A 1,353-nucleotide genomic window follows, 5' to 3' on the forward strand; every position below is an offset into this window, starting at 1 on the left:
TGTGATCTCTGGGGACATCGTTTACAGATGTCTCGGGAGATCGTTGACACCCCGGTCTTCGGACCGGGGTGTTTTTCTTTTGGTTTGGTAGTCCTTGGCGGGGTCGATGTCGTATTCACCCAGGATTTCGCCGCTGCCATGTTCCACGACGGTGAGTTCGTTGTCACTAATGAGCATGATGATGATTTTCCCGCGATGCCGGGCACCGATGCCTAAATGTTTGAGGGATCCGTTATATCGGACGGTGGCCTTGCCGAAGCGGTCGACCTTGTCCATGCGCAGCCGGTACTCGGTTCGCTGGGTATTGCCGGCGGGGTGGGCCTTGGGCAGTGCGAGGTAGGCCTCCATCGGAGTCATCTTCCCCCTTGCGGTGTGGGGTCGTTCCTCGTTGTAGACCTGTTGGAAGAGTGCCAGGAGCTGGTTGAGTTCGGCCAATGTTCCCTGTGTTGGGTGTTTGTCGAGCCATTTCTCCTGAGTGCGGTGGAAGCGTTCGACCTTGCCCTGGGTCTGGGGGTGGTTCCCGGCCCCGTTCTTTTGCCGGATGCCGAGGCTCGATAAGGTCTTCTCGAAACCATTGATGCTGCCATCGCGCAGCAGTCTGGTGGTGTAAACGAGCCCGTTGTCTGTCAGGGTCGAGGCCGGTGTGCCGTATTGATTGCACGCTGCCAGGAACTGCTCGACCACGATGGGCCCCGAGATGGCCCTATGGGCGGTGCAGGAGAGCAGCGCGCGGGAATGGTCATCGAGGAAGTTGATCACCTCGATCCCGGTCCCGTCGGCGAGGTGCCAGTGGATGAAATCCGATTGCCAGGTCTCGTTGGGTTGGCTGGCTTCGAAGCGTCGCCAAGACGACCTGGGGCGTTTGCGGGGCTGATCGGTGATAAGGCCCGCGGCGCGGAGGACTTGGTGGATGGTCGAGCGTGCCGGTGGGCGGTGTCCTTGACGTTCAAGGTGCCAGGAAATGGTGGCCGCGCCCGCGTCTAGTCCCTGCTCGTCAAGGCTTTTGCGTAGTTCGACGATGCGGTTGCGTAGCTGCGGTTCCACCGAGCGGGGGCTGCTGTGTGGGCGCTTGGATTGGGGTTGGACTGCTTCCCAACCCCCGGCGCGGTAGCGAGCGACGAGGATGTGGACCCATTGTCGGGAGACTTTGAATTGTGTGGCGACGTCCTGGGCGGAGCGGCCCGTTTCCACGACGCAGGCGACGATGAGGCGGTTCTTGTTCGCGGTTTTCTTGGGCATGGCCGTAGTCTCCTCGGCCATGTTGGGCTGTCAACGGTGTCTCCGGACACCCGTCAACTGTGTCTGTCGTCGATGTCTTCGGACATATGTCAACGATGTGTCCGGTACGCACAC

Annotated in this window: 1 protein-coding gene; it reads right to left on the reverse strand. The window is 60.6% G+C overall.

The window, feature by feature from the left end; genetic code table 11:
- Positions 1-21 precede the first annotated feature (21 nt).
- On the reverse strand, positions 22-1,239 hold the full coding sequence (locus CIK75_RS03765) for an IS481 family transposase (RefSeq protein ID WP_086995066.1): 1,218 nt from the start codon (positions 1,237-1,239) through the stop codon (positions 22-24).
- Positions 1,240-1,353: the final 114 nt, after the last annotated feature.

The organism is Glutamicibacter sp. BW78, assembly GCF_002332245.1.
In the GTDB taxonomy this organism is placed as follows: domain Bacteria; phylum Actinomycetota; class Actinomycetes; order Actinomycetales; family Micrococcaceae; genus Arthrobacter_H; species Arthrobacter_H rhombi_A.

Coding starts and splice junctions, on each gene's coding strand:
- CIK75_RS03765 (WP_086995066.1), bottom strand. CDS start 1,239: ATGCCCAAGAAAACCGCGAACAAGAACCGCCTCATCGTCGCCTGCGTC.